Origin of the sequence: Gilliamella apicola, assembly GCF_003202915.1 — a bacterium.
GTDB lineage: Bacteria > Pseudomonadota > Gammaproteobacteria > Enterobacterales > Orbaceae > Gilliamella > Gilliamella apicola_Q.
This window is the reverse complement of the sequence record NZ_QGLP01000006.1, coordinates 172,952-194,651: the sequence shown is the minus strand read 5'-3', so window position 1 is coordinate 194,651 and position 21,700 is coordinate 172,952. Positions and strand designations below refer to the sequence as shown.

Annotated in this window: 22 protein-coding genes, 1 other RNA gene and 2 pseudogenes; 10 read left to right on the top strand and 15 right to left on the bottom strand. The window is 34.7% G+C overall.

Annotation, left to right across the window (positions count from 1 at the left end; genetic code table 11):
- Positions 1–138: 138 nt before the first annotated feature.
- A pseudogene (locus DKK79_RS14990) lies at positions 139–441 on the top strand (outer membrane protein); the annotation flags it as partial.
- 62 nt (positions 442–503) lie between these two features.
- On the opposite strand, the gene DKK79_RS11570 reads toward DKK79_RS14990, so the two are convergent.
- Positions 504–1,364 carry a DUF6216 family protein gene (locus tag DKK79_RS11570; protein ID WP_110424220.1) on the bottom strand — a complete coding sequence of 287 codons (861 nt, stop codon included), beginning with the start codon at positions 1,362–1,364 and terminating at the stop codon, positions 504–506.
- A gap of 60 nt (positions 1,365–1,424) precedes the next feature.
- Positions 1,425–2,659: pseudogene (locus DKK79_RS14985) on the bottom strand (integrase domain-containing protein).
- Positions 2,660–3,277: 618 nt separating this feature from the next.
- Here DKK79_RS14985 and DKK79_RS11560 point away from each other — a divergent pair.
- The 6 genes from DKK79_RS11560 to DKK79_RS11535 all read left to right on the top strand — a co-directional run bounded on the left by DKK79_RS11560 (position 3,278) and on the right by DKK79_RS11535 (position 7,503).
- On the top strand, positions 3,278–4,159 hold the full coding sequence (locus DKK79_RS11560) for a LysR family transcriptional regulator (RefSeq protein ID WP_065577686.1): 882 nt from the start codon (positions 3,278–3,280) through the stop codon (positions 4,157–4,159).
- 230 nt (positions 4,160–4,389) lie between these two features.
- Positions 4,390–5,598, top strand: coding sequence for an MFS transporter (locus DKK79_RS11555; protein WP_110424219.1), 1,209 nt, complete (start codon positions 4,390–4,392; stop codon positions 5,596–5,598).
- 30 nt (positions 5,599–5,628) lie between these two features.
- Positions 5,629–6,015, top strand: coding sequence for a hypothetical protein (locus tag DKK79_RS11550; RefSeq protein ID WP_110424218.1), 387 nt, complete (start codon positions 5,629–5,631; stop codon positions 6,013–6,015).
- The gene (locus DKK79_RS11545) at positions 6,005–6,463 is read left to right on the top strand and encodes a cyclophilin-like fold protein (RefSeq protein WP_220019254.1); all 459 of its coding nucleotides are present in this window, start codon (positions 6,005–6,007) and stop codon (positions 6,461–6,463) included. Before DKK79_RS11550 ends, DKK79_RS11545 begins: the two co-directional genes overlap by 11 nt.
- 40 nt (positions 6,464–6,503) lie before the next feature.
- The gene (locus tag DKK79_RS11540; protein ID WP_110424217.1) at positions 6,504–7,121 is read left to right on the top strand and encodes an MBL fold metallo-hydrolase; all 618 of its coding nucleotides are present in this window, start codon (positions 6,504–6,506) and stop codon (positions 7,119–7,121) included.
- A 142-nt stretch (positions 7,122–7,263) separates the two neighbouring features.
- On the top strand, positions 7,264–7,503 hold the full coding sequence (locus DKK79_RS11535; protein WP_110424216.1) for a hypothetical protein: 240 nt from the start codon (positions 7,264–7,266) through the stop codon (positions 7,501–7,503).
- Between the two features lie 126 nt (positions 7,504–7,629).
- On the opposite strand, the gene DKK79_RS11530 is transcribed toward DKK79_RS11535, so the two are convergent.
- Complete coding sequence (locus tag DKK79_RS11530) at positions 7,630–8,718, bottom strand: alpha/beta hydrolase (RefSeq protein WP_110424215.1); 1,089 nt, start codon at positions 8,716–8,718, stop codon at positions 7,630–7,632.
- A gap of 170 nt (positions 8,719–8,888) precedes the next feature.
- Between DKK79_RS11530 and DKK79_RS11525 the strand changes: the two genes are divergently transcribed.
- Positions 8,889–9,773 (top strand): LysR family transcriptional regulator, encoded by an 885-nt coding sequence (locus DKK79_RS11525; protein WP_110424273.1) that lies wholly within the window; start codon positions 8,889–8,891, stop codon positions 9,771–9,773.
- 456 nt (positions 9,774–10,229) lie between these two features.
- Here the strand turns inward: DKK79_RS11525 and DKK79_RS11520 are convergent, their stop codons facing one another.
- Entirely contained in the window at positions 10,230–11,126 is an 897-nt protein-coding gene (locus tag DKK79_RS11520) for a LysR family transcriptional regulator (RefSeq protein WP_086272454.1), read from the bottom strand.
- A gap of 100 nt (positions 11,127–11,226) precedes the next feature.
- Here DKK79_RS11520 and DKK79_RS11515 point away from each other — a divergent pair, with 100 nt between their 5' ends.
- The gene (locus DKK79_RS11515) at positions 11,227–11,847 is read left to right on the top strand and encodes an NADPH-dependent F420 reductase (protein ID WP_065603043.1); all 621 of its coding nucleotides are present in this window, start codon (positions 11,227–11,229) and stop codon (positions 11,845–11,847) included.
- A gap of 171 nt (positions 11,848–12,018) precedes the next feature.
- Here DKK79_RS11515 and DKK79_RS11510 read toward each other — a convergent pair whose 3' ends face one another.
- From DKK79_RS11510 to DKK79_RS11495, 4 genes are read right to left on the bottom strand one after another with little or no spacing between them, the layout of a single operon-like run.
- A complete protein-coding gene (locus tag DKK79_RS11510; RefSeq protein WP_181415314.1) occupies positions 12,019–13,128 on the bottom strand; it encodes a DNA primase family protein in 1,110 nt (369 codons plus the stop codon).
- Entirely contained in the window at positions 13,128–13,466 is a 339-nt protein-coding gene (locus DKK79_RS11505) for a primase-helicase zinc-binding domain-containing protein (RefSeq protein WP_110424213.1), read from the bottom strand. Before DKK79_RS11505 ends, DKK79_RS11510 begins: the two co-directional genes overlap by 1 nt.
- A 10-nt stretch (positions 13,467–13,476) precedes the next feature.
- Positions 13,477–13,851 (bottom strand): hypothetical protein, encoded by a 375-nt coding sequence (locus DKK79_RS11500; protein ID WP_110424212.1) that lies wholly within the window; start codon positions 13,849–13,851, stop codon positions 13,477–13,479.
- Positions 13,844–14,194 (bottom strand): hypothetical protein, encoded by a 351-nt coding sequence (locus DKK79_RS11495; RefSeq protein ID WP_110424211.1) that lies wholly within the window; start codon positions 14,192–14,194, stop codon positions 13,844–13,846. Before DKK79_RS11495 ends, DKK79_RS11500 begins: the two co-directional genes overlap by 8 nt.
- A gap of 193 nt (positions 14,195–14,387) precedes the next feature.
- Here DKK79_RS11495 and DKK79_RS11490 point away from each other — a divergent pair, with 193 nt between their 5' ends.
- Positions 14,388–14,546: a YlcI/YnfO family protein gene (locus DKK79_RS11490; RefSeq protein WP_110424210.1), complete on the top strand. Its 159-nt coding sequence runs from the start codon at positions 14,388–14,390 to the stop codon at positions 14,544–14,546.
- Positions 14,547–15,169: 623 nt separating this feature from the next.
- On the opposite strand, the gene DKK79_RS11485 is transcribed toward DKK79_RS11490, so the two are convergent.
- The 7 genes from DKK79_RS11485 to DKK79_RS11455 form a co-directional block, all read right to left on the bottom strand.
- The gene (locus tag DKK79_RS11485; RefSeq protein ID WP_086361637.1) at positions 15,170–15,370 is read right to left on the bottom strand and encodes a helix-turn-helix transcriptional regulator; all 201 of its coding nucleotides are present in this window, start codon (positions 15,368–15,370) and stop codon (positions 15,170–15,172) included.
- Positions 15,371–15,515: 145 nt separating this feature from the next.
- Positions 15,516–16,196 carry a hypothetical protein gene (locus DKK79_RS11480; protein ID WP_086361638.1) on the bottom strand — a complete coding sequence of 227 codons (681 nt, stop codon included), beginning with the start codon at positions 16,194–16,196 and terminating at the stop codon, positions 15,516–15,518.
- Between the two features lie 474 nt (positions 16,197–16,670).
- Positions 16,671–17,183: a GNAT family N-acetyltransferase gene (locus DKK79_RS11475; RefSeq protein ID WP_086361640.1), complete on the bottom strand. Its 513-nt coding sequence runs from the start codon at positions 17,181–17,183 to the stop codon at positions 16,671–16,673.
- A 914-nt stretch (positions 17,184–18,097) separates the two neighbouring features.
- Complete coding sequence (locus DKK79_RS11470; RefSeq protein WP_110424209.1) at positions 18,098–18,454, bottom strand: hypothetical protein; 357 nt, start codon at positions 18,452–18,454, stop codon at positions 18,098–18,100.
- Between the two features lie 218 nt (positions 18,455–18,672).
- Complete coding sequence (locus tag DKK79_RS11465) at positions 18,673–19,923, bottom strand: integrase domain-containing protein (protein ID WP_110424208.1); 1,251 nt, start codon at positions 19,921–19,923, stop codon at positions 18,673–18,675.
- Positions 19,924–20,106: 183 nt separating this feature from the next.
- Positions 20,107–20,471: a transfer-messenger RNA gene (gene ssrA, locus DKK79_RS11460) on the bottom strand.
- A 64-nt stretch (positions 20,472–20,535) separates the two neighbouring features.
- Positions 20,536–21,516: a 2-hydroxyacid dehydrogenase gene (locus DKK79_RS11455; protein ID WP_110424207.1), complete on the bottom strand. Its 981-nt coding sequence runs from the start codon at positions 21,514–21,516 to the stop codon at positions 20,536–20,538.
- Positions 21,517–21,700: the final 184 nt, after the last annotated feature.

Below are 21,700 nucleotides of genomic sequence, written 5' to 3'. Positions count from 1 at the left end.
TGGCTTAGCATTGGTTATAATTTTAAGCCACAATTTGATGTGCCGATACGAACAGAGCTCACCTATACAGCTAGAGGCAATCTTGATAAGAATACTAATTCAAAATCGGCCACTTATTAAGATGAAAACAATCCTGGCACTAATTTTACGCCTTATGTATCGTTAGGATTAGGAGCAGCGTTTCTTAAATATGAACGTACAGGGCTTGTTGTAGGCAGTGATAATGAAGATGCAGACAAAGATTCTAAAAGCAAAACTCGTTTTGCTTATGCAGCAGGTTTAGGTGCTAGCTATAAAATTACTGACAATTGGTCGGCAGATGTGATTGCCCGTTATACTTATGGTGGCAAAATTAGCGTTTCAACATTTGATAATAGTTCAAAATCAGAATTAAAACTCAGCACAACTGATTTAATGGTTGGTATGCGTTATAGTTTTTAATACTAAAATAGTAAGGTGATTTAAAAAATCACCTCGATAGCATAGCATTCAGATGAATTTAATTACTTACTCCATTTTTTTGTTCTATGTCTCTTTATCTTTAACCTTAAACCTCTAGCATAAAAAACCTGAGATAAAAAATTGAAAATATATGAAAAATACACAAAAATTAATACACCGTTAAAACCGAAAAACACCCTTTGTTCCTTAACTATATTCGTTATTTTGTCTTTTGATTCTTTATTAGAAAAATGCTTACAAATATCTCTTGCCAAAGTTAGGGGTAAATTCATTTCCTTTGACCATTTTTCTGCATTAAATTCTTTTGTATTACACATAGAAGGAGTTAATACCCAGTCAGTATTAGTAAAAGGAAGTAAAGAAAATTGAGAACTCTTTGCGTAACTGTCTGATATCCAAAACCAAGGGCTATTTTCTCCTACTTTTATCAATGCAGCAGAAGTAACAACAAAATTTAAACAAACAAGAACTATAATAAATAAAATAAAATCACCAAAAATAAAAGATAATAATTCCACAAACCTAATCTTTTTAAATGATAGTTTTTCTATATCAAAACGACTTTTAATTTTCATCATTTGAATAGCTGATATTCTATTTCTTTTCAGCCATTTTAGATATTTATTAATCTGTCGTTCAGTATTGGCAGAAATATGATATAAAGCATTAAAGTGGGCAATATCTATATTACTATTATGAAATTCTTTCCATTCCTTATTAAAAAATTCAGAATTTTTTTTACCCAATAAAATACCCCATAACCGATCCTTTAAGAAAATAATTATTTTCCATTTTAAAGCCAAATAAATAACCAGTGATATAATAATCCCAATCTCTATATATTTAACTATTGGGGTCTCTATGAAAATATTGATAGAATTAAAAAATTGATTATAATCCATTGGCTTTTCCTATTTTAGGTAATAAAGTTAGGACTTTATTTCATTAACAGATGTAACGTATTATAAATTGGCAACCATGCTTGGCGATTTATTGTCCAATTGAGCCTTCACAATAAAATCCCCCCACCACTGCATCATCTTAACTCGTTGTTCTAGATAAATAGCTCTATTATAGGCGCGTCGTACTTCATTACTATCAATATGAGCTAGAGCGGCTTCAATAGCATCAAATCAAATCCTTCTTCATTTAGTGCTGTTGATGCAATAGATCTAAATCCGTGGGCAACCAAACGCCCAGCAAAACCTACCCGCTTAATCACAGCATTAACCGTCTGACTATTCATTGGTTTATTATAAGGAGATTTCATACTTGGAAAAACATGTTCACGATGCCCACTAATTGGTTTCATTGTATCTAGTATCTCAATTGCTTGTTGGCATAATGGGATCATATGGACACGATTCATTTTCATTCGATCAGCAGGAATAGTCCAAAGTTTATTATCTAAATCAATTTCAGACCATTTAGCCTCTGCCGCTTCTGTTGGTCTAGTAATAGTTAATAGTTGCCAGAACAATAAACAACGGGTTTGACGTTCGATATTCGCCGTTTCCAATGCCTTTAAGAGTTCAGGCAATTCTTCAGGTTTTAGTGCTGGCATATTTTTAACTATTGGATTAGCAAAGGCATTACTTATCTTAGCAGCAGGATTTTCCTCAATTAAACCAATATTCATCGCATAATACATCACTTCATTAATACGCTGACAAAGACGTTTAACTGATTCTAACTTACCCTGAGCCTTCACTGGTTCTAGTGCAGAAATAAAATCCCGAGCTTTCACTTCTGTAATCATCTAGTTACCTACGGAGGGAAATATATGTAATTCTAGCGAGCGCCAAATATCTTTAAGTGTCGCTTCTTTTAATTTTGATTTAGATTTAAGCGTAAACCATTCACGAGCTACATTCTCAAAAGTATTCTCTTGTTCTTCTTGTAAGCAACGTTGTTCAGATTGTTTATAGTCTTGAGGATCAATACCTTTAGCTAATAACGCTCTTGCGTTATCGCGTTTTATACGAGCATCAGCTAAACTTATTTCGGGGTAAGAACCAAAACTAATTAATGCTCGTTTTTTAGAAACGGGTCGATAATAGTTAAAGCGCCAGATCTTTGTACCAATAGGTTTAATGAGCAGATATAACCCTCTGCCATCCTGTAAGGTATATTCTTTCTCTTGTGGCTTGGATGTTTTGATTTTGGTATCCGAGAGGGGGGGAGTTATACGTGCGATTGTTATACCCTTTTAGTTATACGCTATTTAGTTATACATTTTCATATAACCAATTATATAACTAAAATACTTTATTGTCACTGAATCACAATGAATATTGCGGATATAAAAAAAGCTTGAAAACATTGTATTTTCAAGCTTTAATGTAATTTATTGAACATCAATAAACGATAATTTGGGCTGGCGGAATCTTAACTGAGCCATGAAAACACTTGTCAATACAGGATGTTTTATTTCAATAAACTGAATTGTATACCTAAACGTATACCTAAAAAGAAAAGTGACCCCTCAAATTGTGTATTTTTAGTACTCACTTATTTTTGATTTAAAGTTGATTTTTCGCGTATGTAAAAATCTGTCTGAAGAGGCAGTACCCAAATTTGAGTGTTAAAGAAATTAACCCACCCCCATTAAAATAAAATTTTATAAAAAACTATGCATACTATACATGATTTCTTGTAAGCCTTATTTTGTAATGGTTTGTGCTATGTATGGTCTACATTTTAACCCTGCATAACTCTACATTCGAACTGTACATAAAAACAACATGCCTCTTTCCTATAACTTAATTATTGTTATACTTTTTAAGCATAAAAAATAGTTGTATATGAGGTTATTTTGGATATTAAAGTATTACGTTATTTTTTAGCTCTTGCTAGAGAGGAAAGTATCACTGCGGCTGCTGAGTATTTACATCTGACTCAGCCAACCTTATCTCGTCAACTGGCTGAATTAGAGCAAGAATTGGGTAAAACCTTATTTAATCGAGGCAGTCGTAAAATTACCTTAACCGATGAAGGTATGCATTTACGCAAACGTGCTGAAGAAATTTTAGAATTAGTGCAAAAAACTGAATTAGAGTTTCAAACCTCAGCTGAGGAAGTCAGTGGCGATATCTATATTGGCTGTGGCGAAACCCATGCCATGGGATTAATTGCTGAGGTTGTTAAGGCATTACAACACGACTATCCGCAAATTCATGTGCATATTTATAGTGGTGATGCTGATGAAGTAACAGAACGTATCGATAAAGGCTTACTCGATTTTGGATTATTAATTGGTGCGGAAAATATCAGCAAATATGAGTCGTTACTATTGCCCGAAAAAGATACTTGGGGAGTGTTAATGCGTAAAGATAGTCCACTTGCGCATCAAGATGTGATTAGACCTAGCGATTTATGGAACTTGCCACTTATTATCTCTAAACAGAAAGAAGTCGATAACCGAATTACGCGCTGGTTAAAACGTGATTTAGATAAACTCAATGTGATTGGCTCATATAACCTACTTTACAATGCCTCACTGATGGTTGAAAAAAACATGGGTTATGCATTAAGTATTGATAAGCTGATTAACACAACTGGTAATAGTCATCTTTGCTTTAAACCTTTAGAGCCACAATTAATGGTAGATATTCACTTAGTTTGGAAACGTTATCAAATTTTTTCAAAAGCAGCTGAAATCTGTTTACAGCGAATGAAACAGGCTTTTTCTCAATAAATCCCTCTGAATATAGAAGTGAGCAAAATGATCCTCCTATTTTGCTGAGCTTATTCTTATGACTTCTTTTTATTGATATTAATGATATTAAATACAGCTTAACCTATGCTTTTAAGGCATAAATAACCATAAGATATAAGTAATTTACATATCTTTAGCTGCTATTTAAACTATGACCCATTCCATAACCATTCAATTCATTGGTCTTTAATAGAATAATGGGATTAACCATGTCAGATAACTTATTAAATTCCCCAAGTACGGCGTATTGGGGAGCAATATTCTCGCTATTTATTGGGGTAACAAGTTTGATTGCCGCGGAATTTATTCCCATTAGCTTATTAACACCTATCGCACAAGATTTAAATATTACTGAAGGTCAAGCAGGCCAAAGCGTCACAATGGTGGGGATTTTTGCGGTAGTCACCAGTTTGGTTCTCGCACCCATGACCCAAAATATTAATCGTCGAGTAGTATTATTCACTTTTTCTATTTTATTAGTATTATCCAATTTGTTCATTGCTGTTGCGCCTAATTATTTCATTATGCTGATTGGTCGAGCGCTATTAGGGATTTGTGTTGGCGGATTTTGGTCAATGGCATCTGCTGTAGTATTACAATTAGCGCCGAGTAAAGATATTCCTCGAGCATTAAGTATTGTCTATGCCGGAGTGTCGGTTGCAACGATTATTTCACTGCCTCTTGCCAGTTATTTAGGTCATTTAGTCGGTTGGCGTAATGTGTTTTTTATTGCTGCGGCGTTAAGTTTTATCGCACTAGTTTGGCAACGGCTTACCCTACCATCTTTACCACCGTGTGAAAGCAGTAATTTTAAAAATATGTTTGCCCTATTTAAGCAAAATTGGTGTTTTTTTGGCATTATCGGTACAATTTTTAGTTATGGAGGTTATCACCTCTTTTTTACTTATCTGCGACCGTTTTTAGAGCACAATTTAGCACTACAAGCCGGTCCATTAACCCTTATTTTATTGGTGTTTGGTATCGCTAATTGCATCGGAACCTTTGTTGCAGGTTTACTACTTGGCCGATTTTTTAGACCTGTGATGATCGCCATTCATTTAGTCTTAGCTGCTATAGCCATGCTCTTATTTATTAAATATAGGTTTTTAAGTTCTGATAATGTGACTATGGATACTACATTAGTGATTGCTTGGGGATTTGTGTTTGGATTTATCCCTGTTGGTTGGTCAACGTGGATCACTCGAACGCTTGCTGATAAAGCTGAACTGGTTGGTGGATTATCGGTTGCCGCGATTCAATTTTCCATTGGTTTAGCGGCTGGTGTTGGTGGAATGACCTTTGACCAATTAGGGGTTAGTGGTATTTTTATCACGGCCACGATTATTTGTATTATGGGTGCCATCATTACCGCCTTGTGTTTTAGTTTATATAAAAAAGCAACAGGCAACCTTGCTTAATCAATCTTATATAGATAAAAAGGATCACAAATGAAATTCAAGTTTACGACTTTAGTGTTTATGCTAACTTTTGTACAAACAACACTTGCGAACACGGCAGAAGTGGCTGTGCAACATTATCCAAATCTATCAACAGTGAGTCAGTCATTACAACCTTTAGTCTCTGGCGCCACCCCTTTTTGGAATGATCATCCTAAAATTAATGCCGAATGGCATCAATGGGTCGATACGATTGCTTCCCAAACATTAAAAACACTTCCTACGTTAAAAGAACGAATGCAAGTCAGTGTTACAGCTACGCAGCTTGGTAATGTTACTGCCTTTATGGTCACACCTAAAACGATTGCACCATATAATCAAAATCGTATCTTATTACATTATAATTCTCACTCTAGGCGATATCATCATGATAAATAGACATCTATTACGACAATTAAACTTGTTTATAACCGCATTTATTACACTTTTGATGAGTTTCTCGGCGTTTAGTCAAAGAACTGAAAGTACAACATTAGCAAAAATAAAACTGACTATTGACGATCAGCAAGTGATAGTCAATTTGCTCGATACTCCTGCCAGTCATCAGCTACTGGCACTACTACCTTTAACACTGACTTTTAGTGATTATGTTGGTGCCGAGAAGATCGCTTATCTGCCACAACGCTTAATTACTCAAGGTATGGCAAATGCCGCTCATATTTCTGGAGATTTTACTTATTATGCGCCTTGGGGCAATTTGGCTCTGTTTTATCAAGGTGTAGGAACAAATTCACAATTGTATACATTGGGTCATATTGAGTCTGGCCGATCGGTATTAGCAAATTTAAAACAGGATTTTGTGGCAACAATAAGTCGTGTGGAGTAAATTAAATAAGGTATTAAAATATGAAAAATGGATTTATAAAATGGTGGTAATATTATTACTTTTATCCGTTGCACTGGCAATCACGGCATGGATTATTTTACGCGCTCGCAAATTTGGTCAATCGCCACAAGACGAACTGTTGGCACAAATCACAAGTTCCCCTAATTATACGAATGGTCAATTTCATAATCTTATTCCAACACAAAAATTAACAAATGATTCCTACATCTTTTCCATTTTGTGGAATGATTTTTTTTATGGTAATAAAGAAACCGTCCCCAGTCAGAATTTGCCTGCAATAAAAACAGATCTTAATGCTTTAGCAAGTAACGAAGATTTGCTTATATGGCTTGGTCACTCCTATTATTATGTACAATTACATGGTAAACGTATCTTAATCGATCTGGTATTAAGTGATTATGCACCTCATTCTCTTTTTTTAAATAAAGCCTTTAGTGGCACAACATCATATCGTGTAATAGATTTGCCAGAGATTGATTATTTACTGATATTACATGATCACTGGGATCATCTCGATTATCCAACCGTGACTGGTTTATATAATAAAGTCAAACAAGCAATTGTTCCATTGGGTGTTGGAGCCCATTTACGTTATTGGAGATATTCGAAAAATCGTATGACAGGTATAGCGAATTAACATTAGACAATGATTTTACGCATTATGTTTTATCTGCCCGCCACTATGGACCGCACTTTAAACAGATAGCGAATCTAATTAATGGCTTTGATTTGGTATTTTAGATAGTGGTCAATACGATGCGCGTTGAGCGGATATTCACATGACTCCTAAACAAGCCATACTTGCAGCTAAAGATTTACAGGCCAATGTGTTAATGCCTGCGCATGTAGGGCGTTTCTCAATCTCAAATCATCCTTGGTATGAGCCATTTAAACGCATTACCGATAACAGTCAAGATCCTGAGTTTGACTTATTTACCCCCGATCATTGTCCAACCCATTTGGCTAGACAGACGAGAAAAGCATTTTACTCACTGGTGGAAACAGGAGTAATTCTTTAATTATGTTGATATTTAGTCATAAATAAAATGTTTAAAAACTTTTAAATAACTTATCGTAAAAACACAAAAGCCTCCAAATTTTGGTGGCTTTTTACAATGTGAATAAGCTAAATTGATTAAGTATGATTATTTCAAATTGTCTTTAAAGAACTGTTCAAATTTATCAAATGGAATTTTGTTAGTTCTATTGTCATATAAGTCAGTATGGCTAGCATCAGGAACAATGACTAATTCTTTATTTTGGCTACCAACCGCTTTAAAAGTATCTTCCGAGAAGTAACGAGAATGGGCTTTTTCACCCGCTACAATTAATGTTGCTGCACTGATTTCATTGGCATAGCTTAATAGTGGCATATTGGCAAATGAAAGCGGCATTGTTAATACCCAAGAACCATCGGGATTAGAATTAGCCGCTCGAATATGGAATCCACGTTCAGTGGTATAAAAACGGGAATAATCAGCCATAAATTTAGGTGTTTCATCGGTTATTTGATCTGCCGGAATGTTATTTCTCGGATTTTTAGTGGCATAACCATTTTTTGCATCATCCCAACGGCTATCATTTAAGGCTTGTTTCATAGCTAATCGTTGTTCTTTAGTCATGCTATCATTATAACCTTTTGATATAACACGACTCATATCATACATAACACTGGTGGCTACGGCTTTAATTCGAGTATCAATTGCTGCTGCATTTAACGCCATTCCACCCCAACCACATACCCCTAAAATACCGATTCTGTTTTGATCAACATTATCGAGAGAGCCAAGATAATCAATTGCAGCACTAAAATCTTCAGTATTGATATCACCAGAGGCTTGATTACGTGGCAAGCCACTACTTTCACCCGTAAATGACGGGTCAAATGCTACAGTAATAAATCCACGTTCAGCTAGCGTTTGTGCGTATAAACCTGATGATTGCTCTTTTACTGCGCCAAATGGACCACTCACTGCAACCGCCGGTAATTTGCCAATAACGTCCTTAGGAATATATAAGTCAGCGGCAAGTGTAATACCATAGCGGTTTTTGAAGGTAACTTTATGGTGTTCAACTTTATCGCTTTTAGGGAAAATTTTATCCCAATTTTGTTCCAATTGAATCGTTTGTGTCGGAATTTCAATAACAGTTTGTGAACGAATATCTGCCATAGCGGTTGCTCCAAATAAAGTTGTACTAAATAATAACGCTGAAGTAATGACTTTTAGTTTCATTTATGTTTCCTTTAGAAAAGAATGTGTTACCCATTTTGTTGCTAGACATAAATTATATCGGTTAATAATATAATGATAATATGCAAAAAAGTTCATATACTATTAACTTGGAGTTATTAGTAAATTTTACTACTGACTAATATCAAATGACGTCATTAATTACGATTTTTATGCTTAAACGTGAAAACTATAATGATCTACTTGCCTTCTTAAAGGTTGCACAAGAAAAAAATTTTAATAAAGCATCACAAAAACTGGGGATCTCTTCCCCTGCACTAAGTAAAAAAATTCATCAATTGGAACAGCGTTTAGGGGTACAGTTATTTAATCGTACGACAAGAAGCGTTTCGCTTACCCAAGTTGGCGAGCAGCTATTTCGCACTGTTGAAACAAGTTTTGCTAAAATAGATAACGAACTTCAACTGATTGAACACTATCGAAATTCACCATCTGGCTTAGTGCGTATTAACTGTGGACTACAAGTGATTGAAACGCTACTACTCCCTAAATTAGCCCATTTTAAGGACAAATATCCTGATATTCAGTTTGAGTTTATTAGTGATAATCGTTTTGTTGATATTGTTGCAAAAGGATTTGATGCGGGTATTCGTTTTGGTAGTGATGTTGCCGAAGATATGGTCGCTGTTTGCATTAGTCAACCTATGAAAATGGCGGTGGTAGCAACGGCTGATTATTTTCAAAAAAAGGGATTTCCTAGCACGATACAAGAGTTAACACAACATCAATGTATTGGTTATCGTTTATCCAACGGACATCTTTTTCAGTGGGAATTTAAGTACTCAGGTCAAATTATTAAAATCACCCCACAAGGACAATGGATTTTAAATGATGATTATCCAACGCTCGTTGCCGCAAAAATGGGATTAGGGATTGCTTATTTACCCGAAGAACTGATTGCAAAGGAACTGGCTAATGGTCAACTCATCCGCATTTTTAATGAGTATAGCTATACTTTTCCACCTTTATACCTCTACTATCCACATCGCAATATATCATCCGCATTACGGGTTGTGGTGAATACGTTGAAGGTTTAAATTTTAATGCGAAGATTTAGAGGATTGTTCAATTTTTAAGAAATAAAATTATAATCGTTATTAAGGCAAAGTTATAAAATCTATTTTTCCAGCCCTGTTATAGGACTCGAATAAATTAAATAATATGTTGAATAAAAAATAAAAAATTTAGTTAATGTCTTTTTCTGTATCCTGTTTGGTATCCGATTTAATGCTAGATTTGGGGTAATTTCATTGGATCAGCATTATTCTTTCTGAACATTTATCAGATAAAGACATATTCGATTTACTTACCGAAAGTTATCTCTTAACTCCAAAGTAATTTTAGCCTTAGCTTTAATATATTTGTTTATTTCCTTAAGTATCTATTTTGTATAATACAAAAAACCGCCAATCAAGGCGGTTAGAATACTCATAAAAAAAATTAAGCAGGCTTATCTGCTTTAGGTAACCAATTTATACAGCCTATTATGATTTCTAACTTTGTTCACATTCACCAAATTTTTTAATACAAAAATCAATAAAACATCTTAGTTTAGGTAAAACATGGCGATTAGATGCATAAAGAATATGCATGGGTCGGGTTGGTACATGATAGTCAGGTAAAAGATGAACTAACAGTCCTTTTTCTATTGCTGGTGTCACCATTTCGGCTGATTGTAACATAATACCTAATCCAGCAATGGCTGCTGGTAATAGTGCATCACCACTGTCGGTCATGAATCGCCCTGATACAGGTACAGAAAAATGACCCTCAGCTCCCTCAAATTGCCAATGAGTTTGTAATGTTGTGTGAGAAAAACCTAAACATTCGTGATATTTAAGATCTTTTGGCGAATTAATCGGTGGCGAGGATTTTAGATATAAAGGAGCTGCACACAAAATCAATTGATAAGGTTTTAATTTTCTTGCAATTAGTCCACTATCAGGTAATTCGCCAACTCTGAAAACTAAATCAAATCCTTCATCAATTAAATCAACAATACGATTAGTAAGTGATAAATCAATGGAAATTTCTGGATAAGTGCTTAAAAACTCGGGTAACTGAGGTGCTAATGCATGAGTGCCAAATGTTGTTGGTGCACTAATCTTAATTCGCCCTCGAGGTGTGGCATTAATTTGTGCTGCAATCGCTTCTGACTCTTCAACTTCGGCAAGAATATTTTTGGCTCGTTCATAAAATGCACGTCCTACTTCGGTTAAGCTCTGGTGACGAGTTGTTCTATTTAATAAACGAACATTTAGGTGTTCTTCAAGCATGCGGACATGTTTACCAACTAATTGCGGTGACATATTAAATACGTTTGCTGTAGCCGAAAATGAGCCTAATTCAACGGCTTTCACAAAAACAGACATAGAAGTTAATCTATCCATTAGAAACAATTTGTTTTTAAATATGAAATATAACTGAAATTTATCACTTTTTATTTCTATTGTATAGTTTTATCAATTCATTCATAAACAGGAGATAAAAATGAAAATTGCTATTATTGGAACAGGAAATATGGGGACAGGACTTGCAAATGTACTTGCCACAACAAATCATGATATTGTAATTGCAAGCAGAAACTCAGCAAAAGCTCAGACTCTCGCAAAAAATATAGGCGCTGAAAGCGGTTGTATTGAAACCGCGGTAAAATCAGCCGAAATGGTGATTTTAGCACTACCTTATCAAGCCGTAAAAGAGGTATTACTCTCTTGTGGTGATTTAACCGATAAAATATTAATTGATATAACTAACCCAGTTACGGAAGACTTTAAAGAGTTACTGATTGGTCATGTCACATCAGGCGCAGAAGAAATTCAAGCATTGGCACCAAAGGCGAAAATCGTAAAAGCATTTAATACTATCTTTGCTCAATTATTACCTACATCAGCACGAACAAAACAAACTTTGCAAGTTTTTATTGCTTCTGATGATGATAACGCGAAAACCGTTGTATCAAACATTGCTAATTCAATTGGATTTGAACCGATTGACGCTGGTCCTTTGTGTAATAGTCGTTTTATTGAACCTATTGGTGCAATGAATATTCATTTTGCCTTTTTCCTTGGGCAAGGACCAACAGTAGCCCCGATTTGGGTCAAAGCATAAATACGAAAATAACAGCCAATTTTGTTATTTAATTTATAATGAACAAAATGATATTAAAATTAAAATTTATATTGCTAAATAATCACCATGTACGGTCTATATTTTAACTCTACATTCGTACTATACAAAAAACCGCCAATCAGGCGGTTAGAATACTCATAAACAAAAAAATTAAGTAGGCTCTTCTGCTTTAGGTAACCAGTCTTTACTAGCGTTTAAATTAAGTTCTAAATTAGTTTTATTTCCTGCTGTATAGCGCTTCTTTATGTATTGCTTGCCGTCCTTGTTCATTGCATAACTTAAAGATGTGCCGAATTGGGTAAGGGATAGGGGATTATTCAGCCCTGTATTACGGATGTATTCAATATAAGCATGGTAAAGATACTTTCTTGGATTAAATGGCGTAATTCCAAGATTTCCTATTAACATACCGTTAGGGTTGTTTAACGCGTCAAAATAGCTACAGAAATCGACTAAATGGTCAGATTCTCTTTTAATAGTCGTTGCTTCTTCCGATTGTTGCTGTTTGTGTAATCGTTCTTTAGCCTCATTAGGGTTAGCGAACTCATTAAGTAGCAGTCTAACAATTGAGGGTAGCTCTTGCTCTATTTTGCTAACCAAGTTTAAGTCTCGTTCTTTTTCTGGGATGACCTTGCCAAAGTGAAATATTACCCTTCGTCTTGATATGCCCCCGTTGTGCTCATTAAATCGCATGGCTTCGTTGTTGATTACTAACACTACTGCTGGAATCTTGCAGGAATAGGGTTGTTTGTGTTTTGGGTCAATTGCGACTTCATCACCGCCAGTAATGGCTTTTAAACCTGCTCCACTACCCATATATCGCGGTTGGTCTGGTAAAATGATAAGAGAGTAACCAACTACTAAGGCTCTATCTCTTGCCTTTTCCAGTGATTCCATTGTGCCTATAACAGTATTATTTTTGCCTGATAACATAGTTGCGATTTCAGCAAATACACTTTTACCGCTACCACCTGCGCCTGTAACTTCTAAGAATAATTGCCAGTCATAACGATTAGCTAATATCATATAAAGCCCAGCTAGTATGTTCTTAGCCTTATCTTGATTGCCTGATGCTCTTTTTAGCCATTTAGCGAAATTTGGCGCGTGAGTTTCGAAGGATTCATTTTCTTTGGCAGGGTAATAATCAATATCATTACTTACCAATAACCAATCTTTTTTATTGTGAGGTCTAAAAGTTTGTGTCTTCAGCTCATAAACACCATTTTTAAAGCAGATTATATCTTTCTGAGGTGTTCTCATTATAGGCAGTGATAACCTGAGCGATTCAACCGCTGAGCTAATTCGCATCGGGTTAAATGGCTCACCTGAACGGTTAAATTTAAGTATTCGGCTACTTTATTGCTCGCCTCTTTCGCGTCACAATGATAATAGTTTTTAATAAGTTCTAAGCCGTCACCGCTACCGCATTGATTGCAGATATAAGTACCGCGCCCATTTTTATTATCAAATCTAAATCTATCTTTACCACCACAGACAGGGCAGGGGCAATGTTTGCCATTACCCACATCAATACCTAATGAACTAAAGATTGATTGCCATTTACCCACCGCTTCGGCTGTAACTTCATTTATTTTCATTACCACCACCTTAGTGAATTGTCGCGTTAGATTCAGCTTTGATATCTTCGGCTAAACCAATAAACAATGTTGAAAGTAATTCTTGCCCGAGTGGAGTTAATGAAATAGGTTTATCTTCGTTTTCTGTGTACATGTCTTTTAACACGCCATAAGTGCGATTTAATCCCTCACTTTCGCCGAAATTCTCAATTAAGTATTGCTTAAGGTTGATTTTTAACCCTAGTACAATTAAATCTTTGTTAATATCAATCTTGACACCCTCATGAACAAATACTTGACTATCATTTTTGTTAATCTGCTCAATTAAAAATAGACTTGCTATTATTGCCATAGTTGAATCAACGATGATATGGTGGATTGCGGTTATTTTTTGGTTATTATTCATTATTGTTAACTTCCTTATGATTAAGTTTATCGTCAAGTAAATTAATTTGATTGGAAACAAAGCAAACAACGTTTTTTAATTGTGCTAACAGGTAACCAATGTCACGTGTATCGTCTTTAAATTGTTGTTCCTCATATTCTTCACATTCAGAAGCCCAAAATAACAAATTACCAATAGCACCGATTCCCCATAGAATTGATTGTCTAAGTTCCTCTAAGTGTGCTTTTGCGTGTAATAAGTTTTGTGGTTGGATATCAGCCTGATATAAATTCAAGACAGATAAAAGGTTAGGTAGGTCATATTGCCCATTTTTAGGGCATAGGGTATCATTACTATTAGCCATAGCATTACTCCGTTTAATGTTTGTGGTTAGATAGCTCATTGAGGTGCGAACTCTTTGGGCTATTGTTTTTATTAAAATGTTAAAATTTAATGTGTCCGTACAATATATTTTATTTTGTCCGTACATGTCAACACTATTTTTATTCTTTACTTTAGTGTATATTGTCCGTACTAATAACTTATGAATATCCAATATGGCAAATGAAACCAGTAAGTCAAAACGTAAAGATATCCGCTTTCCACACGAACTAATAGAAAAAATAGATGAGCAATCCCAAAAAGAGAACACCAACTTTTCAGCTTGGGTTATTTCTGCTTGTCGAGAAAAACTCACCAAACCAAATAAGAAATAATTTACTAGCTTAATACCACTTTTTGGTGGTATTTGTTTTCTTGGTTTCCTTTTTATGGACTGACAAAACTTAGTTATTAGTATTCTGCTTTCCCTTTTTATGGACATGCAAAACCATTTTTTAAAATTCAACCTCATGCAATAAGTTTTCCGACTCATACGCGCGCGCGTAGTGATATCAATAAAATCTTTCCTAACGTGTCGGAAAATTGCGCCGTAGCGATTCATTGGGCGATTATTTAAGGTTTGGGGATACATCTGTATTGCTAGGTTGTTATATAAGCTTGTAGTCATGATTTAGCCCTCTAACGTGTCCTTAAATTATTAATCGTTTTATTAGTGGCGATTAAGTCAAATTTGGATTGCGCCAATTCAATATCATTATTTTTAATACTTAAATCTGTCATTTTTCATCTCTCTTAACGTGTCAGAAAATTCCCCCTTTTAGCTAAATTTAGGCAAGGGGAAACCGTAACGAATTTTTTCGCTTTGCTTTAAAATCAATTAGTTAATTTGGTGTTTTAGCTAGACACTTATCGCGAGATTGGCTATCATTGGAAGCGTCATTATTCCAGTGTTAGCCCTTTATCATTTCGCGATATAAAGGGTTTTGCTTTATCACCATTAAGCCACCTCTCGACGTTCTACTCTACGAGATTCAAGCCAAGAGTAAATTTCATCAGCGCGATACCCAACGCGACGCAAGCCGATTCTGATTTTTTGGGGAAAGGTTTTATCTTTCTTTTCTAGCGTATAAAGACTAGTGTCAGATTTGAAGTGAAGTAAATTTTTAACTTCTCTTCTGGATAGGATTGTATTTGTCATTTGTTACCTCGTTATAAAAGTTATTAAAACAAGGTAACTGTAGCATTATGGTATAATTAAAATAGGTGGGTTAATTTTTTAATAGTAGTAACTTATTTAATTAAAGTATTCCTATCCATTTATATAGAAAATACAGTAAATAGGCTTACCCCTTTCTTCGTCCTACTTTTCTTAATTCGAAAGGACGCAATACTATATCAACCGCTTCTGCTAAGTTTTTAGATACTCCTTTACCAATTAAATAATCAATTACTTCTTTTTTTGTTGGAGCTGTTTGTTTATTTTCGGTATCATAAGTAGACCAAAATTGCTCAATTATCTCTTGTGTTAACTCCAATCCTTCGGAAGAGTGCTGTGTGTTATTTGGTAATTTTTTTATATTATTATCTTCTATACTGATTTCTTGAATAATAGGGGGAGGGTTTTTTTTAGCTCGATATGGAAGAACTAAGATAACATTTTCATTAGTGACCCATTGATTTAAGGAACTTCTTGTTATTATGGTGTGCCGATAAGACATTGTTTCTGTTCTATCATTTGGATCTATCTTTGTGGCGTTCATCTCATCTAGAAATTCATTATATACATATTTAGCACATATAATTGGCGTTAAAATTCCCCTTCTGATAGAGGTTTCTAACGATAGAGCATAACCATGAGCTAATTTCCATCTAGAATGATTTATTTGTTTTACTGAATCTAATCCCTCTTTAAAATCGAAGGGATCTAATCCTGCCAATAATAAAGACGCTTGCTCTATAGTAAATTCTTGTACAGCTTTCCAATGCATAACATTAGGATAATCATCACAGTAAATATGTTCCATATACCACCTTTCACGATCTAAAAAAATTTGCGCCAGTTCGTTAGGTTTGCTAATGTTCTGGCATCAGCTTAGGCGAAAATAATACTTTAATATACAGTAATATACATTATAGCACTGTATTTATATACAGTTAAGTGTTTATGATAAAATTGGCAGACTAAAATAATATTTTGAGGATAGGTAAATGAGAGATTTAATAAAAGATAATAATAAATATTTGAGCCGTCGCGCTACATCAAAATATCAGGCTCGTACGGTAGCAAGATAGTTGTAAACTCTTTGACGGGCTTTTTAAATTCAACCCCATGAAAGGAATTTATAAGTTATCTTTATTATGAAGATAACTGTTTTAATTTAACAGAACTGCAAAATTGAGCGCTCTTTTTATGGACTCAAGAAACTATATACCTCAAAAAAGCGCGGTTAGGAATTTAGTTTGAGTGAAGCTTTACGGTACAAAGGTCTCAATAAAAATCAAAGTGGTTTATACATATGGTAATTTATCAGTACCTGGTTTTTTCTGGATATTTTGTTAACCCGCTTTATTTTAAAACCCCATTTTTTGAAAATGGGCATGGCTACTTTTGAAGCATCTACACTTAATTGTGAAAGCTTTTTCTGGTGAGCCAAGTCAAGTATATGGTCATAGAGTTTTCTAGCTATGCCACGTTTTTGAAAGTCAGGATGCACGTAAAAACAGTCTATGTAACCATCGTCTTTGAGTTCAATAAACCCAGCAAGGCGTGAGCCAAAGATAGCCATATAAGGCTGAGTATTATCTAAACGTTTTAACCACATCTGATAATCTGGTGGTGTTGGGCACCATGCTTCTTGCTCTGCTTTGCTATAAATATCGGTATCAATAGCATGAATAGTCGAATGAAATAAATCGCATATTTCAGTTGCATAGGTTGGTGAGTATGATTTTACTTCGATTTTAGATACAGAATCCCGTTTAGATTCTGTTGTATAACTTCGACTGTCCATTATCATGGTTCTCCTCATTTTTATGATGTTATTTTACCACCTTATTTGGTGTCTGGAATTATTAAACCATTACAAAGAAACCTTTATACCTAGAGAGGAGGGTACAAAGTTCATAACGAAGCATCCCTAAAACCACCCGCTCTCCTTTTTACGCAAAACCGCGAATTGAAATATTTTTTTTGATCACTATTACTAAATGGATAACCATAAATATCTATGGTTGAATAACTCAAACCAATGTAATAAACCTGCTAGCTTTTCAGCAGATTACAAATTTAATACCTGTATGGTGGAAATCACCATTCAGCTACCCAATGATCTAGCAAAATAATAACATATTGATTATTAACAAATTGAATATTAAGGTTATCTATAATATTAATATAAATCATATTGTTATATGTGTGATCTAAAAGACATATATGTATGTATAGTAATGAATACTTATGAACACTTAAAAAATAAGTATACATAATATAATATATTAATATATATAAAGTTTTTTGTGTTTATGTATAGTATGTATAGTTATCTGATAAATTCCAAATTAATGGGGGTAATTAAATAAGCAAAGTATAGGAGCCTATTTCTCCATTGGGTAGGATTTATTAATGCATAATAATAAATTATAGGTAACTCAAATTTGAGTGACGGGTTTTATCAATGACGAGAGCGTAACCCAAATATGGGTTACGACTAATGTATTGATGATACCTCTGTAATAGTAGGTATTCTTGACCTAAGGCAGAATTTTGCCTTAGCACTTATACAAGCTTTGACTTTTTCTAATTGAGCAATAGCACTTTTGTTGGCAGTGAATCTCACCAACACCATCAACTATAATTGATGGCAGGCAAAAGTATTATTTCAGCCGATTGTGCCAAAGAATAATACTGATGTTATTTGTCATTAACTTATGATTTAGTTGGATTTGGGTTGTAAAATTCTTCCATCTCCTCACCTGTAATTCTAGCAATCGTAGATTTATTTTCTTTATTCCTATCAGGTAAAGTCATGAACACATAAAGTCTACCGCTTGGTGAAATATCAATTTTAGTTCCTTCTTTTTTTGCATTATTTAATCCATAGTCAATGAAATGATATAATATATCCATCTCTTTAAATTCGTTATCTTGGCAAAATCTATAGTGACGGATTTCAATATCTTGTGTTTTAGGCTTTTCTAAAGTACAAGATAAATATAGGTTTTCTGCACCCTCTTTATTTTTCAATACTCTAAGAGAATAATCTTTAACATAAAATTTAGTCATTTTTTTACCTTTTAATTTTATTGAAGAGCTACCCACATTAGATAATCTTAATCGTATTTTCAATAAATTTTAGTTTCAAATTACTTTTTTGGTTTAAAATTAATCAATTATATTTTTGTGCAATAGATGGTCGGTTTTCGTAATCTAAAGTTACGGTATTGAGATAACATATTGATTTGTAAGGTAACCCAAATATGGGTTACGGTATCTAGACAGAGTTAATGATTAACAAGTTTTAAATTGCGGTTACCTGACAATGAGACATTCCCTTTACTGGCTTGCTCGACAAAGTCACCCCACCAGTCAAGCATAATACGCTTTTGATGTTCATATTCTGCTTTGTTGTAGGCTCGCCTTACTGCGTTTTTATCTACATGCGATAACGCGCTTTCAATGACATCATAATTAAAGCCTTGTTCGTTTAAAGCGGTACTAGCTAAAGCTCTTAAGCCATGCGCAACAAGCTTATCTTTATATCCCATGCGCTTTATTGCCATGTTAGCGGTTTGGCTACTCATTGGCTTGTTATAAGGCGGTCTTGCTGTTGGGAAAACAAACTCACTTTTATGATTAATAGATTTCATTATCTCAAGTATTTTTATTGCTTGCGGTGATAAGGGTATATTGTGAGGTCTATCCATTTTCATGCGTTCGGCAGGAATACTCCATAATTTTTTATCTAGATTAATTTCTTCCCACTTAGCCCCTACGGCTTCACTTGGTCGCGTTAAAGTTAGCAATTGCCATTCAATAACGCATCGAGTTTGTAGTTCAATATTTGCCATAGCCAGTACTTGCATGAATTCGGGTAATTCAGTAGGGGGTATAGTTGGCTGATTTTTAACTTTTGGGCTATTAAAAACATCGGTAATTCTAGCTAGAGGGTTATTATCAAGAATCCCCATATTGACAGCATAAAACATTATTTCATTAATTCGCCGACAAACTCGCTTAACTGTTTCGTATTTATTGTTGTTATTTAATGGCTGTAGTGCATTAATTGCTTTAATAGCTGTTACTTGGTTAATGGGAATATCTTTTATATATGGGAAAACATGATTCTCTAATGAGCGCCAAGCTTTTCTTAAGGTTTGTTCTTCTAATCCTTGTTCAGTTTTGAATTTAAACGATTTTTGCGCCATAGCATAAAAAGTATTATTGCTAGCTTCTTGTTGTAGTTGCTCTTGTTCTGCCTTATGTTCTTGAGGATCTATACCTTGTTTAATTAATTCGCGCGCTTCGTCCCGTTGTTTTCGCGCTTGTTGTAGCGAAACTTCTGGATAACTGCCAAAACTTATTAATGCTCCTTTTTTGGTATACGGGCGCGTATACTTAAAACGCCAAATCTTAGAGTTATTCGCTTTGATTAAAAGATACATACCGCCACCATCAAATAAAGAATAATCTTTATCTCTTGGTTTGGCTGCTTTTATTTGTGTGTCGGTTAATGGTAGAGTCTTTCTTGGCATAATGATTTTAGGTATACGGGTTTTAAGTATATTGTGTTCGTATACCTAAGCATATACCTAAAAATTCTGGCTGTAAATGTATCTTACTGGTGCTTAATGAATAACAAAATAGGCTTTAAGCCTTGTATTTGTTAGTTTTGATGTGTTTTATAGGATTTAAAAGAATGTTACTGAATAGTGAATTGGTGGAGCTGGCGGGAGTTGAACCCGCGTCCGAAATCTCTACATCCTTGGTACTACATGCGTAGTTTGTCTTTAAATTTCGCTTACCCGCTGCGGACAAACACGCCACTGATAAACTAGCTTGATTAAATTTAATGCTTCCGCCCCAAGCAAGGCTTCCACACGATCTCGTTTAGGTTTGACTCCTCTTGATCCCCGTCCTACGAGCGGAGGCTAGGGAGAGAAGGCTCTATGCAGGTTATTAAGCTGCTAGTGCGTAGTTTTCGTCGTTTGCGACTATTTTTTTGCGGTTTATTTACGAGGCCTACCGCACCTCGGCATGCACCTTGGGTTTCGCAAATCCCGTCGAATCCAGAATCAGCCCCAATTGTGATTGGTGTTTATAGACAATATTGGGGCATTATAGGTGAATTCAAGCAGTAATACAAGTTACCCGACTTCAGGATTTACCCAATTTTCAGTTGGTTGTTCTGGTTTTAAAGCAGCAATAATGTTATCAACAGCACATTTGGCCATGGCATACCGAGTTTCAGTGGTTGCTGAACCTACATGTGGTGATAATAAAACATTATCAAGTTTTAATAATGGCGAATCTTTGGCTAATGGTTCAACTTCAAAAACGTCTAAGCCAGCAGCCTTGATTGTTTTATTTTTTAATGCTTCATAGAGTGCTTGTTCATCAATTATCGCACCTCGAGCACCATTGATAAGGATTGCTGATGATTTCATTAGCGCTAATTTTTGTTTAGTAATAAGCCGTTTGGTTTGATCGGTTAGCGGTAAAATGATAACAACAAAGTCAGCTTGTTTAAGGACATCATCTAGTTCAAGACGTTTAGCTTGATAGGCTTGTTCAACATGGGCATTGGCTGAACGATTATAATATATGATGTTCATATCAAAACCACAATGCGCACGTTTAGCTATGGCTTGACCAATACGCCCCATGCCTAAAATACCAATGGTTTTACCATAAATATCTGTACCAAAATACTCAAGTGTGATGCTTTTATTCCAGCCGCCATTATGAATAAGATTAGATAGTTCAACGGTTCGACGAGCGGTAGCCATAAGTAAGGTAATAATAAGATCAGCGGTACTTTCAGTGAGAACTTTCGGAGTATTCATTAATCGGACGCCGTGTTTTTTCAAAGCAAGCAAATCATAATTATCAAAACCGACTGAAATTGTCGCCGCAGCTTTTAATTTAGGGGTGTGTTGCAAAAAATTATCATCAACTCGAGTTGGAATATTAGATCCAATCATACCGTCAGCATTGGCTAATGTTTGGATAAATCCACTAATATCGGTTTTAGGATCACCTTGAAATAGTGTTAGATTGAAAGCTTGCGCTAGTCTTTCTTGTTGATCAGCTGGAATTTTACTAAATAAAACAACATTCTTTTTCATAAATGCTCCTATATAGCTATATAGACTATTTGTTACCGCAGTATAGCGTCAGCTTATTTAAATTTGCAATGGAATTAAGTTTTAAGAAAATTAGTTTTTATGGGATGAGGAATAAGAAATATTTATATTTTTTTAAATATTTTTTAAAATAATTTTTAAAATAAATCAATTGCATATAATTTTT